The sequence below is a fragment of the Desulfomonilia bacterium genome (assembly GCA_036567785.1).
Classification (GTDB): domain Bacteria; phylum Desulfobacterota; class Desulfomonilia; order UBA1062; family UBA1062; genus DATCTV01.
This window is the reverse complement of the sequence record DATCTV010000037.1, coordinates 216,595-232,533: the sequence shown is the minus strand read 5'-3', so window position 1 is coordinate 232,533 and position 15,939 is coordinate 216,595. Positions and strand designations below refer to the sequence as shown.

General features: G+C 49.0%; 14 protein-coding genes. 1 reads left to right on the top strand and 13 read right to left on the bottom strand.

Features of this window, described 5'->3' with window-relative positions; all coding sequences use genetic code 11:
• Positions 1–39: 39 nt before the first annotated feature.
• The 3 genes from VIS94_11750 to VIS94_11740 form a co-directional block, all read right to left on the bottom strand.
• On the bottom strand, positions 40–2,616 hold the full coding sequence (locus VIS94_11750) for a penicillin acylase family protein (GenBank protein ID HEY9161748.1): 2,577 nt from the start codon (positions 2,614–2,616) through the stop codon (positions 40–42).
• A gap of 24 nt (positions 2,617–2,640) precedes the next feature.
• A complete protein-coding gene (locus VIS94_11745; protein ID HEY9161747.1) occupies positions 2,641–2,949 on the bottom strand; it encodes a putative quinol monooxygenase in 309 nt (102 codons plus the stop codon).
• A 128-nt stretch (positions 2,950–3,077) separates the two neighbouring features.
• A complete protein-coding gene (locus tag VIS94_11740; protein HEY9161746.1) occupies positions 3,078–5,021 on the bottom strand; it encodes a VacB/RNase II family 3'-5' exoribonuclease in 1,944 nt (647 codons plus the stop codon).
• Positions 5,022–5,118: 97 nt separating this feature from the next.
• Here VIS94_11740 and VIS94_11735 point away from each other — a divergent pair, with 97 nt between their 5' ends.
• Positions 5,119–5,739: a hypothetical protein gene (locus VIS94_11735; protein HEY9161745.1), complete on the top strand. Its 621-nt coding sequence runs from the start codon at positions 5,119–5,121 to the stop codon at positions 5,737–5,739.
• On the opposite strand, the gene VIS94_11730 is transcribed toward VIS94_11735, so the two are convergent.
• The 10 genes from VIS94_11730 to murD are packed head-to-tail and all read right to left on the bottom strand — an operon-like array spanning position 5,708 to position 15,937.
• Positions 5,708–6,004 carry a LapA family protein gene (locus VIS94_11730; GenBank protein ID HEY9161744.1) on the bottom strand — a complete coding sequence of 99 codons (297 nt, stop codon included), beginning with the start codon at positions 6,002–6,004 and terminating at the stop codon, positions 5,708–5,710. The genes VIS94_11735 and VIS94_11730 overlap by 32 nt on opposite strands.
• Positions 5,992–7,116: an alanine racemase gene (gene alr / locus VIS94_11725; GenBank protein HEY9161743.1), complete on the bottom strand. Its 1,125-nt coding sequence runs from the start codon at positions 7,114–7,116 to the stop codon at positions 5,992–5,994. The genes VIS94_11730 and alr overlap by 13 nt, the downstream gene beginning before the upstream one ends.
• A 7-nt stretch (positions 7,117–7,123) precedes the next feature.
• Positions 7,124–8,287, bottom strand: coding sequence for a cell division protein FtsZ (ftsZ, locus tag VIS94_11720; protein ID HEY9161742.1), 1,164 nt, complete (start codon positions 8,285–8,287; stop codon positions 7,124–7,126).
• A 17-nt stretch (positions 8,288–8,304) separates the two neighbouring features.
• Complete coding sequence (ftsA, locus tag VIS94_11715; protein HEY9161741.1) at positions 8,305–9,531, bottom strand: cell division protein FtsA; 1,227 nt, start codon at positions 9,529–9,531, stop codon at positions 8,305–8,307.
• On the bottom strand, positions 9,512–10,315 hold the full coding sequence (locus VIS94_11710; GenBank protein ID HEY9161740.1) for an FtsQ-type POTRA domain-containing protein: 804 nt from the start codon (positions 10,313–10,315) through the stop codon (positions 9,512–9,514). Before VIS94_11710 ends, ftsA begins: the two co-directional genes overlap by 20 nt.
• Positions 10,308–11,144, bottom strand: a complete 837-nt coding sequence (gene murB, locus VIS94_11705) for a UDP-N-acetylmuramate dehydrogenase (GenBank protein ID HEY9161739.1) — start codon at positions 11,142–11,144, stop codon at positions 10,308–10,310. The genes VIS94_11710 and murB overlap by 8 nt, the downstream gene beginning before the upstream one ends.
• Positions 11,141–12,514: a UDP-N-acetylmuramate--L-alanine ligase gene (gene murC / locus VIS94_11700; protein HEY9161738.1), complete on the bottom strand. Its 1,374-nt coding sequence runs from the start codon at positions 12,512–12,514 to the stop codon at positions 11,141–11,143. Before murC ends, murB begins: the two co-directional genes overlap by 4 nt.
• Positions 12,499–13,563 carry an undecaprenyldiphospho-muramoylpentapeptide beta-N-acetylglucosaminyltransferase gene (murG, locus tag VIS94_11695; protein HEY9161737.1) on the bottom strand — a complete coding sequence of 355 codons (1,065 nt, stop codon included), beginning with the start codon at positions 13,561–13,563 and terminating at the stop codon, positions 12,499–12,501. Before murG ends, murC begins: the two co-directional genes overlap by 16 nt.
• Positions 13,560–14,684: a putative lipid II flippase FtsW gene (gene ftsW, locus VIS94_11690; protein ID HEY9161736.1), complete on the bottom strand. Its 1,125-nt coding sequence runs from the start codon at positions 14,682–14,684 to the stop codon at positions 13,560–13,562. The genes murG and ftsW overlap by 4 nt, the downstream gene beginning before the upstream one ends.
• On the bottom strand, positions 14,648–15,937 hold the full coding sequence (murD, locus tag VIS94_11685) for a UDP-N-acetylmuramoyl-L-alanine--D-glutamate ligase (protein ID HEY9161735.1): 1,290 nt from the start codon (positions 15,935–15,937) through the stop codon (positions 14,648–14,650). Before murD ends, ftsW begins: the two co-directional genes overlap by 37 nt.
• Positions 15,938–15,939: the final 2 nt, after the last annotated feature.

Below are 15,939 nucleotides of genomic sequence, written 5' to 3'. Positions count from 1 at the left end.
GACAATTCACATCTAAAAACATGAAGACCTCTCAGATGGCTATTTCCCGGGAATAAGGGTTAGCACATCCTTATACTGCTTTCTTACGTTTACTTCCTTGAACACCAGCGGATGGTTTTCTCCGGTTATAAAATAATCCTTCAGCATATCCCTGTAATGAGGGCTTGAAGGGTTGCCGGACTGTCCGGGCACACTTACCAGATGCGCCGGTTCATCCTCTCCAAAGTTTACGATCAATCTCATTGCAGGGATTTCAGAAACCTCGAACGTGCCGTCCGCCAATGAAAAACCTGCTACATTAATGGTATTCCAGTCGCCGCCGGCCGGATACATTCCGGGATTCAAATAATCTTTCAACAAACCGAGCGGCATCTCTTCGCTGATATCATGCCTGAAGTCGTAATGAAGAAGCTGGCCCCACTGCCATTTTGCCGGATCAGTCCCCATTCTCTTTTCACAGAGAATTACAGCATCGGCAAGTGAAACCGCGATGATATCGGCCTTTGTCTCTTTTGCATCCGTCCTCGGATCATCCCACAACGGAGAATCCGGCCTTGCCAGTAAATGATCCTCCTGTGCGGAATATCCCCATGCAGCGGTTGAATCGAGGCATTTCCACGCAGTGGCATCATATTGCTTAAACTTGTCCAGAAATGTATTGACTGAAGAATAGCGGCCGGTCAGCCTTCCCAGCGCCTTCCACTGGGGATTATCCATCGGCCCGAATTCATCCAGAAAAGTATTGATAGTCGCCGTATGATAGAATGCACCCATGACAGCGGCATTGGGAGATGTCGGCTTCATATTGCAGTCAAAGACCTTCGGGTCGAGTAGCTCAAGACATTTGTTCGCCTTATCCCTGTCATTCATAGACAGCTTTCCGATGGCCGTTCTTATCTCCTGGGCAAAGGGGCCTTCAAAAAGCATTTTCTGAACCTTGAAGGCCATAAGGGAATACCGGTCGAATTGCATAGTCATCATGTCACCTGTCGTCGTATTTTTAATCGGCGATAAAATGGACTCAATCCTTTCGATTCGCTCCGGACATGCCCATGAACTTGATATCATTACAGGGTAATCGGGCGGAACAATGGCATTGTTGGCTGTTGCTAAAAACCCCTTCGAGGGATTCTTGTCACCGGGCATCTTTTCCACAGGGACATAACCAGTCCAGTCATATTCACCTGTCCAGCCCGGTGAAGGCAGCAGGCCTACACCATTTTTTCTGACAGGGCATATCCCTGAAACCTGCCACCCGATATTTTCGCTGTCTCCGAATACGAAATTCAAATACATGGCGCCGACCTTCAATATGCAATTCCTGGCTTCATCGACATTACCGGCGCCTGCCAGTGTGTAGAACCCGGCGAACGTGTCCGTCATGCCCTGATTAGCCCATGAAAGTGCAAGACCATATCTGCTGCTGTCGGGCATTATCTCAGAGGAAAACGGGACATTCTTGATGTTCGTATTCAACAGCGAACCGTGGCATGTTGCTGAAATAATCTTCTCAACGGGCTTGTCCGAAGACTTTATTTTAAAGGTCTCCTTCCTTTGTGTAACCGGCAACCACTGTCCCTTATATAGATATGAACGGCTGCCGCCCTCTGTCTTCAATTTTTCAACGAAAATATCCTGAGAGTCGGCTGATACCATGGTTATGCCCCATGCGACTTTGCCGTTATACCCAAGAACCACGACAGGCAGTCCCGGGGCCATGACGCCCGCCGCCTCATAAGTGGGACATTTCAAATGCATTATCAGCCATTCCGAAGGTGTCGACGGCATGAGGTGGGTATCATTGCAGACTATCGATTTTCCCGAAAGTGTCTTTGAACCCATGATAGCCCAGTTGTTGGATGCAGGCATTGGTTTTGGAACTATGCCGTCAAGATTGAAAGCCGTATCCACTTTGCCGCTCTTTGAACCCATAAGCTCGGAGGCGGGAATATCACTGAGCTTTTTAGTTTCATCCACAGGCAGCGAGTATCCGGAATAGACGGGAAAGAGCCAGGGCATCTTTTCATATCCGAGCCTGGATGCAAGAACGAGGAAATCCAGTTCCTCATAGAGATTATAAGACAGTCCATAGCTCACCGCGCTGAAGCAGTAAAGGCTGTCAGCCGGCGTCCATGGGTCAGGTTTGTATCCCGTGATTGAAAATTCCGGCGGCAGTTTTTTGTGTGTGCTGATATATGCATTTACCCCTTTCGAAAAGCTTTCAAGGGATGCAAGGTGTTTTTTATCAAGGGTTGCAAGAGCTCCGTTTACAAGCTCCTTTATTCCCAGCGTTCTGAAATAGATATCGGTCTCAAGGGTGTCCTTCCCGACAATCTCGGAGAGCCTCCCCTGCATAACCATACTCCTTAAATACATCTGCCAGAGCCTGTCGGAGGCCATTGCATAACCTGTGGCGAAAAAGAGGTCGTCTTCACTTTCCGCCTCAATATACGGTATGCCCAGGTTATCCCTGCTGATAGTTACCTTTGATTTGATACCATCCATCTTCAATGTGCCTGATGGTTTGTCAACCGAGGCATTGAAGTTTTTCTTGATGATTGCACATCCGGAAAAAAGAAAACTTGCGGCAACCAAAAGGATTAATATTTTTCTCATACGGCCTCCCTTCTCCGCAAGAGTCTAGACTTTCTCTTTTATGGATGAAAGCACTTCATAGACTTCAATTACGGGGGCGCCATCCATCAAAGGGGCTATTTTTTCGAAAAGCTCTGCAAAATACGGCGTCGAGCTGTGAAAGGCAAGCGCTTCCTTGTCCCTGTACCTCTCATACATGAGAAAGCTCTGCGGCTTCTTCTTCATGCGGTGAAGGACATAAGCAAGAGTCCCTTCCTCTGATTCCACCTTCGGGATAATGTCTAGAAAGGCCTTTTCCATCTCTTCCTCTTTTCCGGTCTGCGCATTCATCCGGGCAACAACAATCAGCATCATGACCTCCAATATTGATTTGGTTTATTTGTTAATGTCCTCCTGATCAAATACCGCCTTTGAGCTCAGGAATTAATTAGTTTTTATGCCACACTGATTGGAGTTTAATCAATCAGACAATCTGATACCCCTCATGGCCGGCGATTTTTATCTTCAGCCAGTTTCATGTCTATATATCCTCTGGTTTCGTCAACCGATGCAATCAGCACATCCACCTTGTCGCCCATTGAAATAACATGCCTTCCCATCCTTACTTTCCGGCCTTCCGATATCCTTGCACCCGGAATATCAGCCGCCCTTACCAGACCGTCAACAGGAGGATCCGAAATTTCAACAAAAAAACCGAACGGCAGTATGCCTGTCACAATGCCGCTGAACGTCTCTCCGACATGGCGCTTCATGTATGACGCCGTCTTCAATTTTACGGCCTCCATCATGGCCTCGTTTGTAGTACGTTCTTTCCTGCTTATGTCTGGGGCCAGTTTTTTAAGCCTTCTGGCAAATTTTGATTTTTCATGATCCTTGACGCCTTCCGGCCGGAATAAGCTTTTCAGGACCCTGTGGACCAGCAGATCGGAATATCTCCTGATCGGAGAAGTGAAATGCAGATAACCTGAAAAACCAAGACCGAAATGGCCGATATCCACTATTGAATATTCGGCCTGTCTCAGAGAACGCAGTATATGCCTGTGTACAAAAGCCTCCAGTTCATGTCCTCTGTATGCATCGGCAACCTCATTCAAGACCCTGTTAAGATGCCTGCCGGAAGCTGCCGACTGCGACAGTCTTCCGGTAAGCGCTTTTGGGCAACCAAGGTCATCAAGGATCTCCACCAGTCCATCGATATCTTCCTGCGCAGGCTTGTCATGAACCCTGAAAAGCACTGGCATGTTTCTCTCTTTCAGATAGGAGCATACGGCCCTGTTCGCAAGCAGCATCATTTCTTCAATAAGGCGTTCTGCAGGCCCTCTTGGTCTTCTGGATATGTCCTCGATATAGCCGCTCTCAGATATTTCTATCTCAACTTCAGGCAAGTCAAAATCAAGGCTGCCCGCTTTTTTCCGGGCCCTCATAAGATGGCCTGCCAGCACATTGAGCATTTTCAGTGACTTGTTGACTTCCGCATCCATGCTGGGCTCACCACCCTTGCCTTCAAGGTAGGGCGAGGCTGTTTCATACATGAGCCTTGCCCTTGAACGGATAATGGCTTCATAGCATCTGGTCGAAATAAGTCTTCCCCGGGGGCCGAGTTTCATCTCGGCGACGACGGCAAGCCTTTCCTCGCCGGGTTTCAGGCTTAACACACCGTTAGAGAGAGCCTCGGGAAGCATGGGCAGACATGTTTCGGGGAAATACACGCTGAATCCCCTTTCCTGCGCCTCTTTGTCGAGAACAGAGCCGGTTCTGACGAGCTCTGCTACATCTGCAATTGCAACCCTCAGCAGAAAATTACCGTCATTCAGCTTTTCCATCCCGACGGCATCATCAAAGTCTCTGGCGTTTCTGCCGTCGATCGTGAACAGGACACTGTTTCTCAGATCAACACGGTTTGCAGCACATTTATATAGATCCACAGACGATACTTCATCAGCCTCTTTCAGCGCCTCCTCTGAAAAGCCTGCGGACAGTGAATATTTGATTATTATATGCCTGAGGTCGTCTTTAATATTCTCAGGCATATCAAGTATGGCGTCAACTCTTGCTGCAATGGAATCAATCCTGCCCGAACCCTTTGGTGGTGAAAGGATGGCGGTTACCATATCCCCGTGCCTGGCGCCTGTTTCCCAGCCCTGAGGGACAATAACCGTATAAGGTATCGGTTTTACCGGTTCGATCACTCCCCATTTTTTATATCGGATATACCTGCCGGATATTCTGATGTTATCGCGCTTAAGCACACAGGTCACACACCCTCTGAAGCCTTTGCCCTGCCTGAATATCCTTGCCTCGACCCTGTCTCCGTGCATTGCGCCGCAAAGGTCGGCCGCTCTCAGAAAGACATCCTCTCTGCCGTCGTCCCTTACTAGAAATGCGTATCCCTTTTCATTCCAGACGATAGTACCCTTGGCTTTCATCTGTTTCTTCTTACCACCTGAACGAATAAATTAGTATAATTATGAAGTCTAATTGTTGCATTATCTCATTTCGGATGTTAGTTTTTTATTAAAGACAATGACAAAACTCAAACAGAGACAAAGATACAGTCCTGACGTCCATGTTACCGATGAAGGGATGGTTGAAAAAACATACAGGACAAAGGCGCTTCCTTTAAGGATTTTCGGCGCCCTGTTCATATTCTGGGAATCCTTTATCTATTCCAAGCTGAACGGCATTGAAGGGATCCCCCGCTTCCTTGGCAAACCTGATATATACTCTCTCCACATATCGTTCATGGGTGGCAAGAACCTGAGAGAGACATCAAGAAAACCGGATGCCTCATATTATGAAAGACTTGGCAGGATTATCTCATGCATGCATGAAAGGGATGTCGTTCACATAGATATGCGCAATCGCAGGAATTACGGTATCGATGAAGAAGGCAGACCCTATCTGATAGATTTTTCCCCGTCGCTCTACATACCCTGGCCCAAAACACTCAAGAGGCTGCTCACCCCTCTTGACTGGCTCGGCATGCTTAAAATCAAGGGAAAGGTTTCTCCTGAACTTCTGACTGAAAAGGAAACAAGGAGCATGAAAATAGGCTGTTTCTTAAGCTATTTGTGGCTCCCGAAAAAAATATTCAACCTCGTGAAATCCTTTTTCAAACTCCTTCACTCGGTTTTGCGGCACTAAGGCTTTTCAGGGATTTTTCAATATTTTTCTTCTTGAGCTTAAGTTCTCTCATGTTTTTCATGAAAGCGGTTTTTTCCGGTAAACTTACCAGTATAATCGGCAGCGTACCTGACAGAAACGACAGCAATATCAAAGCCCATAAAGGAATATCCGGGATAAGCCTGTATGAGAGAAATGAAAGCGTACAGGGCATGGGATTGTGTATGCCGAATATTATTGCCGCCAGGATAGATAGGACAAGAATAAGCACTTTTATATATCGCACGGCTTTTTACCTGTTATATATATCCTGGGCATCCTTCTGCCTGTATTGCATATCACCTCATAAGGTATGGTACCGGACCATTGAGCCAGATCCTCGGCGGTTACAATCTCCCGGCCGAACATCATTACCTCCTGGCCGGGGGGATAGACATCATCGCCAAGCTCGACAAGACACTGATCCATGCAGATCATACCCACAAGGGGATATTTTTTCCCATCGATTACGCAGAAGGTCTTGTTGGAGAGGGACCTCATATACCCGTCGGCATAGCCGACAGGAACCGTCCCTATATATGTGTCCCGGCCGGTCTTGTAAGTCAGACCATAAGAAAGGCCGGTACCTTTTCTGACACGCTTGATGAAAACGATACTGGACTTCATGGTCATTGCGGGGATAACGTTCAGTTTTCTTGTGCATTCGGGCGACGGGTAAAGCCCGTAGCAGAGAATGCCGGGCCTCACCATATTCATATATGAATCGGAATGGTTTACAATCGCCCCTGAATTGGCGCAGTGCATATATTTAATGTCCCTGCCCAGGAATCTGGCCTTGTCTATTATCTGCTGGAACATGAATATCTGCTCTTTTGTAAATTCCGTATCGAGAGAATCGGAAACAGGAAAATGCGTGTATATGCCCGAAACCTTTATTTCGTTTATCCCTGAAAGGCTGTTCAAAACATCAAGGGCTTCCTCTGGAGGAAGCCCGAGCCGTCCCATTCCAGTGTCTGTTTTAAGATGAACCTCTATGGGTCTTCCCCACCTCCTTGCCCCGTCCACCATTACTTCGAAATGGTAATTGTCTGTGATAGTAGGGGTAAGGCGGTACTCGAAAAGGGCGTCAATATCTTCCTTGGTCTTATCGACAAGAGTGAATATGAGAACAGGGAGTTTAACACCGGCATCCCGGAGATCGATTCCCTCCTCAATGCTCGAAACACCTAGCATATCAACAAGGCGTTCCCTTTCGACAAGCCTTCCGACTTCACGGGCACCGTGGCCATATGCATCCGCCTTTATCGCCATCATGATGCCTGTGCCGGTAAGTCTTCTGATCTGCTTCAGATTATGGCTTACGGCACCAAGGTCGATTTCAACCCTTGTCGATCGCATACATCTCCTAGTCTGCTTTTTTCCTCAAGAAAGTAGGTATATTGTATGCTTCCATATCCACCATGGTATCATCAATCACCATACCCATCTTTATGACTTCCTTTTCCTTCTTTTCCTTGTTCCTTATATATGTTGGGGTATTATAGTCGACCACCCTGGCCTGAAGAACCCTCACATTATCGGCTTCCTTCTCGTCCTTCATCCTTATCGCCGTTTTGTTCGCATAACCGGTTGCAATAACCATGAGGTTGAATTCGTCAGCCAGATCTTCATTGACTACAAAGCCCCAGATGATGTTCGCATCTTCATGTGCATACGCCTGGATTATCTTGGAGGCCTCGTTGATCTCCTTTATGGTTACCGTTGGATCACCGGTGATGTTGAGGAGTATCCCTTTCGCACCGGAAATGTCCACATCTTCAAGAAGAGGGCTCGATATGGCCATATTGGCCGCTTCCGCCGCCCTGTTTTCGCCTGAGGCCGAACCTATTCCCATAAGGGCCTTGCCCTTTTCGCACATTACCGATTTGACATCGTTGAAATCAACATTCACTACGCCGGTGGTATTTATAAGGTCTGATATGCCCTTTACCGCATTGGTAAGAATCTCATCGGATTTTTTAAATGCCTCCATGATCGGGACACCCTTTGCATCAAGCCCGAGAAGTCTGTTGTTGGGGATTGTTATTATTGCATCGACATTTTCAGAGAGGTCTTTCTCGCCTGCGATGGCAAGCTTCATCTTTCGCGGTCCCTCGAATTCAAAGGGCTTCGTCGCAACGGCCACTGTCAGGGCACCCATTTCTCGTGCTATCCTTGCAACTATCGGTGAAGCCCCCGTCCCGGTTCCTCCGCCGAGACCCGTCGCAATAAAGACCATATCGGCACCTTTGAGGGCTTCCCTTATTTCCTCCTCGCTCTCGCCTGCGGCACTTTTCCCGGTCTCGGGATTTCCGCCCGCCCCCATACCCTTGAGGAGCTTTGATCCGATCTGAACCCTGTTTGCCGACAGGGATTTCTTCAGCGTCTGCGAGTCCGTATTACAGGCCAGAAAGTCAACACCCTTGATGTTGCTGCCGATCATGTTGTTAACCGCATTGCACCCGCAGCCGCCAACACCTATGACCTTGATTTTAGCCCCTGACTGCTCGACTTCTTCCAATACGAACATATCCCCTCCTTATTTTTTTAAAAAACCTCTTTGAACCAGCGGATCATTCTTTCCCAAATCTTTTCGAAAATGCCTTCACCTGAAAAACCTGTGGAAAACGACGGACTCTCGGTTCCGTAAAGACAAAGCCCCACAACCGTTGCATAAGCCGGATTGTCGACAAGTTCGGCAAGGCCTTTGGCCCCCCTGGGTTTTCCTATGCGGACCGGCATATGCATAATTCCTTCGGCAAGCTGTGCAAGACCTTCAAGACAGCTGGCTCCGCCCGTGATAACAAGCCCTGCATGCATGTCTTCAGCAAGGCCCGTATTTCTCATCTCGGTATATGCGATCTTCATGAATTCGACCATTCTGTCCTCGATGATTTCACAAAGATGCCTTCTTGGGATGTTATTAATCATATCGCCGCCTATTGACGGCACTTCTATATGCTCATCCTGGGGCACTTTTGATGAAATTGCATGACCGTATCTTATCTTGATCCTTTCCGCTTCAGCAATCGGCGTCCTCAACCCGACTGCAATGTCGTTCGTCACATGATCGCCGCCGAGCGGAATAACCGCCGTATGTCTGATCGCCCCGTCATTGAATATGGCTATGTCGGTGGTTCCACCGCCTATATCCATCAGCACCACCCCCAGCTTTCTCTCGTCGGGCGTCAGAACGGCCTGCGCGGATGCGATCTGCTGGAGCACTATGTCATGAAGGCCCAGACCGGCCTTCTGTGCACATTTGGAGATATTGCTGACTGCGGATACAGACCCGGTCACAATATGCACCTTTGCCTCAAGCTTTGTCCCTGCCATGCCGACAGGATCGGTTACACCCGGGATATCGTCAACGGTGAATTCCTGCGGAAGCACATGTATTATCTCGACGCCGACAGGTTTCGCAAAATCCTTTGCCTGCTCGACCACACGCTTCTTGTCAGTTTCGGTTATCTCCTCTCCCTTGATAGCGATTACACCGTTCGTGCTGATGCCCTGAATATGGCCGCCCGCAATCCCCGTATATACATCGTCGATCCTGATACCCGCCATTTTTTCCGCATCTTCCACTGCCCTGCGTATGGCCTCGACGGTTTGCTCCATGTTTACGACAAGGCCCCTTCTCAGTCCCATGGACTCGGACTGTCCGAAGCCCGTCACTTCCAGCGAATTTTCCCTTCGCTCGGTAATGAGGCAGCATATCTTTGTTGTGCCTATATCCAGGCCAACTATAATCCTATCCCGCTTTGCTGACACCTGTTTTTAATCCCTCCTCCCTAAGGGGGTTATGCAAAACAATCTTGTCTTCACAGCTCAAATCAAGCATGGTCCCCGGCCCCGGCCCGAGTTCCTGCATGACATACAAAGCGGTATCGATTTTGGCCGGAGTTATGTCTCCCAGAGTTGTAATACTTATACCTGTTTTAAGTCTTATTGTCATCCGTTTACAAGACTCAATTTCAATACTTTCTATATTTAATTTTTTCGAGGCCAGGAGCCTGTTTGCGGCCATGCACCTCGTAAGGATTTCAACCATTTCATCAGCGTTAGGGACATAACCAATTGATTTTATGATAAGACCCTTATATCCCTTCGGCAATGGGGCAAATATTTTTCCTTTTGCGTTCGCCACATACCATTTTTCGTTTATGTTTATCGCCGCGGCAGGCACCTGTTCCTTTACTGAAACTACGATCGAAGCAGGTAATAGTCTTCTTGAAATTGTGAGGTCTTCGATCCATAGATGTTCCTTCAGCCTGTTCCTCGCGGCGGTAAGATCGGCTTTGAAAATTCCGTCTCCCTTTTCGATGTCGAGAAGTGCAAGAATCTCCTCCTGCCTCAGATATGAACACCCCCTTATCGTAATGTTCTTTATATTGAAAATCTTGCTGCTTGAAATATACGCAACAGCGCAGAATATCAGTATGGCGAATGACAGGCCCAGGCTGGACCACATTAATACCCTCAAAAAGGCATTGATCCTTATGACCTTTTTTTTCGAGGACTTAACCCTGAACCTGTCCCTGTAATCCTTAAGCAATTATTACAACCTCCTCTTGAAGTTCTATTGAGAACTGTTTTCTTACCTCATCTTTGATAATCGCTATAAGTTTCAGAATGTCCGTTGTCGAGGCGCTGCCCTCGTTGATTATGAAATTGGCGTGCACGTCCGAGACCACAGCACCGCCCACACGGCACCCCTTGAGACCCGCCTTGTCTATAAGATAGCCGGCGGAAGAACCTTCGGGATTCTTGAATATGCACCCGCTTGACAGTCCTCTCGGCTGATTTCTGCGTTTGTCCATGAATGAAGAGATCCTGGCCCTGACATCATCGGGAGATGTAACCTCAAGGGATAACCCGACGCCGGTTATCACCGCCTTTGACGGCAGTTCCGTATGCCTGTAGCCGTAATCGATTTCGGCCTTTTCCATCCTTCTTGAACCGGTTGCATCCATCAGTTCGACAAACGATACGACATCCATAATGCCTTTATCATTCGTTCCTGCATTCATCCTGACCGCACCGCCTATGGTCCCCGGAATGCCGGCCATGAACTCCATGCCGGAAAGCCCCTTTTCCCTGCACAGGGTAAGTATCGAGGCAATGCTCGCACCGCCGCCTGCATAAAGCATCCCGGATTCATCCGCGTCTACCGCCTCAAATGCCTCCCCCAGTCTTATTACTGGCGTAAGCGTCAATCCGTCGGAAAATATCGTGTTAAATCCTCCGCCCAATATGATATATTCATTTATTCCGGCTAATAGTCTCATCAGTTCATCCCGGGATTCGACGGTAATGAACTGTGCGATACGGCCCCCGCATCGCATCGAGGTAAGGTTCATTGCCTGCGCATCACCTGTTTTCATTTTTTTAATATCTCAAGCAATCTGGGCCCCTGTCTCCAGACATCACCCGCTCCGAGAAAAACCAGCAGATCTCCCTCTCTTAGTTCATCCTTCAACTTCTCCGGAATGGTATTCTTGTCTTCAATATAATACACATTCCTGTGACCGTGGCCTTTGACCTCTTCATAAAGTTTCTGACCGGTGACCCCTGGAATCGGATCTTCCGAAGCCGGGTAAATATCGGTTATGTAGAGGACCGAAGCATCATAAAATGCCGTAATGAAGCTTTCGAACAGATCCCTTGTCCTTGAGTACCTGTGCGGCTGGAATACGGCGATAATCCTTTTATCGGGAAAACCGTTCTTTAATGCTTTCAGTGTCATCCTGATCTCGGTCGGATGATGGCCGTAATCATCCATAACGGTAACGCCCGCCTCTTCGCCCCTTACATGGCATCTTCTCTGAACACCACTGAAAGATTCCATCCCTTCCCTGATCACCTTTATATCGACGCCAAGCTCCATTGCAGTGGCGATTGCCGCCATCGCATTCAGGCAGTTATGAATACCCGGAACCTTAAGTGAAATATCACTCAGGAAAGTGCCGTTCTTATGTGCCTTGAATGTAGACCCGAAACCGCTGAAGCGGGCCTCCTTGAACCGGTACAGTGCCTGGTTATGCGAACCGTATGTGATGACCTTCCTGTTGAGCCTCGGCAGAATATGCTGGATGTTCTTGTCGTCCAGACAGACCATGTTGAATCCGTAGAAGGGGACCTTATTGAGAAACTCTACGAAAGTTTCTCTGATGTCATCAAGGTCTCTGTAGCAGTCCATATGTTCTTCCTCGATGTTCGTGACAACAGCGATGATCGGCGCCAGCTTCAGAAATGACCTGTCGCTTTCATCCGCCTCGGCAACCAGCAGATCACCGTCGCCCAGCTTAGCATTCGAATTGAATATATCGACCTTGCCACCGATTATGGCCGTGGGATCAAGACCGGCACGCGACAGTATAGTCGCAAGCATTGATGTGGTTGTTGTCTTGCCGTGAGTGCCGGCAATGGCAATGGAATATTTCATCCTCATCAGTTCGGAAAGCATCTCGGCCCTTGGTATCACCGGTATAGCCCTGTCTTTTGCGAGCCGGCATTCGGGGTTGTCTGCAGCAACGGCGGATGAAAATACGACCACCTGTGCGTCTTCGAGATTTTCCGCCTTGTGGCCCACGCTTATCCTGGCGCCCATGGCAATGAGCCTTTCTATCGTCTCTGATGAGGCCACATCAGAGCCCGAGACCTTGAACCCGAGATTAAGAAGCAGCTCGGCAATGCCGCTCATGCCTATGCCGCCTATACCGACAAAATGAATTTTCCTTATTCCCCTGAACATTTTATGAGCTCCTCTGTTATATGCTCTGTCCCGTCACCCAGTCCCAGCCGTCTGCCGGCCGATGAAGCAGATGAAAGAGCCTCTTCGTCATTAAGTCTGTTGCTGATCTCGGCCGCAAGCGCCTCGGGCGTCAGCCCAGCCTGCTCCAGAATCCATCCGGCTCCTGCATCGGCTATGTATCTGGCATTAAAATACTGATGGTTGTCTGCCGCATTGGGAAGCGGAATCATTATGGCCGGCACGCCCATGCGTGACAGCTCGGAAAGTGTTATCCCGCCAGCCCTGCATACAGCAAGCTTCGTTCTTGAAAAAACCTGGGCCATGTCTTCGATAAAAGGCTCGACCTTAACTTTTATGCCCTTTTCCTCATAGGCCTTCTTAACCCAGCCCGCATCCGCTCCGCCTGTCTGGTGGATGATCTCAAAACCGTTCAGGCTTTTTCTGATCAGCCCCAGCGCACTAACGGCCGCCCTGTTGATGCTTGTCGCACCAAGGCTTCCGCCCATAATCAGAAGAATCTTCCTGGCAATGCCGTCAACTGGCTTGAATTCCGGGCGCAATGGATTGCCCGTAACTATGGATTTGCCGGCCGGAAACGATCCCGCCGCATCGGGGAATGAAAGGAATATCCGTTGAGAAATCCTTGCAAGTATCCTGTTAGTCAGTCCGGGAATGCTGTTCTGCTCCTGTATCGCACACCTTGCACCTGTGAGCCTTCCTGCGAGAACCACCATCCCGGTCACATAGCCGCCTGCGCCTATGACCCAGTCTGGTCTGAATGAAGACATGATCGTTAATGCGCTTGCAAACGCCCTGATATTGACTGAAACAGCCGAAAGTATGCTCGCAAATGATTTGCCTTTGATGCCTGCTGATTTGAGAGGCACAAATCCAATATTGTATTTTGCTGCAAGCTTCTCTTCAAGCCCGCGGTCTGTGCCTATGAAAAGGATTTCGGTATCCGGCCTTTTTCCCTTGAGCGCCTGAGCAACAGCAAGAGCAGGAATTATATGACCGCCTGTGCCGCCTGCAGTAATGACAAGCCTCATGTCCTGGCCCCCCTTGACACCGACAGGATTATGCCGCAGGCAAGCATCGTCGAGACAAGCGTCGTACCGCCGAAACTGAAAAAAGGAAGAGGTATTCCCGTAGTTGGGAAGAGGCTCATCGCCACACCGATGTTTATGATCGCCTGAAGCCCTACAAGTATTACCGATGACACCGCAAGGAAAAAACCGAAAAGATCGTTCGTGGCCTTGGCAATCTTAAGCCCCCTCCAAACCCATATCCCGAAAAGGACGACAATGACAGCAACGCCAATGAATCCGGTCTCTTCACCAAGAACCGCCATTATGAAATCCGTATGAGGTGCTGGCAGGAAGAACAGTTTCTGTCCTCCTTCGCCAAGACCGGTTCCAAGGAAACCTCCTTTGGAAAAGGCCACCATGGATTGTATTATCTGATAACCGTTGCCCTGCATGTCCTGCCAGGGATTGATGAATGCAGTGAGCCTGGCCCTCCTGTACGGTTCAAAAACCATGAAAAGTACACCAAGGGGTAATGTGGCCGCACCAAGGATCAGAAGGTGCTTTATCCTCATCCCGGCAATAAAGAGCACCATGACCGTCCAGACAAAAAGTATCCCCGCCGTCCCGAAATCGGGTTCAATCAGTATAAGCCCGGCCGCAATCGAGCATATGAAAAGCACGGGGAAAACCCCCACCGAGAATACCTCTATGTTCTTTGATTTCGACGAAAGGAAATATGACATGTAAACGAGCATGGCGATTTTCATCAGCTCGGATGCCTGATATTTTATAATTATCAGATTAACCCATCTTTTAGCATGACCTGCCGTTATGCCCACTCCGGGTATGAAGCACAGGACAAGAGATACAAGCCCTGCAATCAGCAGCAGATATGTAACAGGCCTTGTAAAAACCTTCCTGTAGTCAATGAACATCGCGGTAATCATCACGATGCAGCCGATAACCAGGTGGAAAAGCCTTTTCATAATTATGGCCGAACCGTTGCCGTACATCTCCTTCGAAAGGAAGAAGCTGGCCGAATAGACCATGACCGTACCGGCAACCATAAGCGCCAGCGTTGCCAGCAGGAACGGAACGTCGAAACTCAGTTCCTTTTTGTTGTCTTCAGCTTCTTCACGCAATCTGTAAACACCTCTCCCCTGTGGGCATAGCTTTTATACATATCAAAACTGGCACATCCCGGACTGAGCAACACGATATCCCCTGGGCTCGCCGAATCAAAAGATTTTGTAACCGCATCCATCATGGATTCCGCATACTCGAAATCAGTGATCCCTTTTATTTCGGAAGCGATCCTGGCCGCCGCCTCACCGATGAGAACGGCCTTCCTCAACTTGCCGGAGTGCCTTGCGATAATCTCTCCGAAGTCACCCCCCTTGTCCTTTCCGCCGAGTATTATGACGGCCTTTTTATCCACACTCGCAAGCGCCGTGTCTATGGCTCCGACATTGGTGCCTTTCGAGTCGTCAATGAATACCACACCCCCCAGTTCCCCCGCATATTCGAACCTGTGGTGGATAACCCTGAACGAGAGAAACACGTCTTCCATTATCTTTGGTTCGACACCGAGGTAACGAGTGACGACTGCGGCGGCAAGCATATCCTCGATTGTCCCTTTGCCTACTGCCGCGGCATCAGGCACCTTCGGGCCCTCACCCTCAATCTCACCGTAAAATATTATCCGGCCATCCCTGATATATGCCCCATGCTCGATGTCAGCCTTCGAAAACGAAAATCCCGCTCTGCGCGGGGTTCTGATCATTTCCCTGTACGGGTCGTCATTGTTTATGACGGCTATATCGCCATCAGTCATATTCTCAAAGAGCCTCAGCTTATAATATACATATTCTTCCATAGTATTATAGCGGTCGAGGTGGTCAGGCGTGATATTCATGCAGACGCCGATTGACGGCCTGAACTTCTCTATCCACTCGAGCTGGAATGAGCTTATTTCGGAAACCACATATTCCGGGTCCGCATCGACAAGGCTTATAAGCGGAGGCGAAATGTTGCCGCCTATCCCGGCATTTAATCCCGCTTCAGATAATATCCTGTGGATGAGCGTAACCGTTGTGGTCTTCCCGTTTGTGCCCGTTACCGCAACAAGCCTTCCGGTAAGCATAGAAGCTGCGACCTCTATCTCGGAAAGCACCTTTTTCGCCATTGCGAGCATGGGATGCCCCCTGGGTACACCCGGACTCGGAATTACCAGGTCGGCCCAGGCGATATCGGCTTCCTCAAGCCTACTAGCAGGAAAAGCAAGACCTTCCCCTGGCTCGATCTCATCGACAAGCCTGACGTCATTACCCCTTGCAGCCATCACCCTGGCCGCCTCGATCCCGGTTTCACCGGTTCCCCATACCAGGACTTTCATTT

Excerpts from the sequence above, each read along its gene's own strand:
- VIS94_11750 (HEY9161748.1), bottom strand. The coding sequence starts at position 2,616 with ATGAGAAAAATATTAATCCTTTTGGTTGCCGCAAGTTTTCTTTTTTCC.
- VIS94_11745 (HEY9161747.1), bottom strand. The coding sequence starts at position 2,949 with ATGATGCTGATTGTTGTTGCCCGGATGAATGCGCAGACCGGAAAAGAG.
- VIS94_11740 (HEY9161746.1), bottom strand. The coding sequence starts at position 5,021 with ATGAAAGCCAAGGGTACTATCGTCTGGAATGAAAAGGGATACGCATTT.
- VIS94_11735 (HEY9161745.1), top strand. The coding sequence starts at position 5,119 with ATGACAAAACTCAAACAGAGACAAAGATACAGTCCTGACGTCCATGTT.
- alr (HEY9161743.1), bottom strand. The coding sequence starts at position 7,116 with ATGCGATCGACAAGGGTTGAAATCGACCTTGGTGCCGTAAGCCATAAT.
- ftsZ (HEY9161742.1), bottom strand. The coding sequence starts at position 8,287 with ATGTTCGTATTGGAAGAAGTCGAGCAGTCAGGGGCTAAAATCAAGGTC.
- murB (HEY9161739.1), bottom strand. The coding sequence starts at position 11,144 with ATGAAAACAGGTGATGCGCAGGCAATGAACCTTACCTCGATGCGATGC.
- murC (HEY9161738.1), bottom strand. The coding sequence starts at position 12,514 with ATGTTCAGGGGAATAAGGAAAATTCATTTTGTCGGTATAGGCGGCATA.
- murG (HEY9161737.1), bottom strand. The coding sequence starts at position 13,563 with ATGAGGCTTGTCATTACTGCAGGCGGCACAGGCGGTCATATAATTCCT.
- murD (HEY9161735.1), bottom strand. The coding sequence starts at position 15,937 with ATGAAAGTCCTGGTATGGGGAACCGGTGAAACCGGGATCGAGGCGGCC.